This is a genomic window from Chelativorans intermedius (genome assembly GCF_025398255.1).
In the GTDB taxonomy this organism is placed as follows: domain Bacteria; phylum Pseudomonadota; class Alphaproteobacteria; order Rhizobiales; family Rhizobiaceae; genus Chelativorans; species Chelativorans intermedius.
The window spans coordinates 1-720 of record NZ_JAODNW010000098.1 but is presented as its reverse complement, the minus strand read 5'-3'; the positions used below and the strand labels follow the sequence as shown (position 1 = coordinate 720).

General features: G+C 70.8%; 1 pseudogene. It reads right to left on the bottom strand.

Annotated elements, in window-relative coordinates:
* Window positions 1-720 (bottom strand): annotated as a pseudogene (locus NYR58_RS20485) (YadA-like family protein); the annotation flags it as partial.

Genomic DNA, 720 nt, shown 5'->3' with positions numbered 1-720 from the left:
CACCGCCGTCAGCGCGTCCTGCACGTTGGTGTAGGTCGTGCCGTCGACGTCCAGGCCCGCCGTCAGCGTCTGCGTCGCCCCGTCATAGACCGACGTGCCGCCCAGCGCCGTTGCCGCCGAGCTGCCCAGCGTGTTGAGCTGGTCGAGGTTCACCGCGTCCGTGCCGTTGACGCCCGGGCCCACATTGGTGATCGCAAGGCCACCGGCATCGACGCCCGCCACCGTCACGCTCGGGCCGCCCGTGATCGTCAGGCCGCTGGTGTCGAGCAGGCTCGCGCCCACCGTGACCGAGTTGCCGATCGTCAGGTCGCTCGCCAGATCGAAGGTCACGTCGTTGGCCGCCGCCGTCTTCGACACCACGATGTTGCCGTCGGCGTTGTTCAGGTCCACCGCGTCGCCCGGGCCCACATTGGTGACGTTGGCGCCCTCTGCCGAGAGGTTCCAGCCCGCCGTGGCCGAGCCGTTCACCGCCGTCAGCGCGTCCTGCACGTTGGTGTAGGTCGTGCCGTCGACGTCCAGGCCCGCCGTCAGCGTCTGCGTCGCCCCGTCATAGACCGACGTGCCGCCCAGCGCCGTTGCCGCCGAGCTGCCCAGCGTGTTGAGCTGGTCGAGGTTCACCGCGTCCGTGCCGTTGACGCCCGGGCCCACATTGGTGATCGCAAGGCCACCGGCATCGACGCCCGCCACCGTCACGCTCGGGCCGCCCGTGATCGTCAGGCC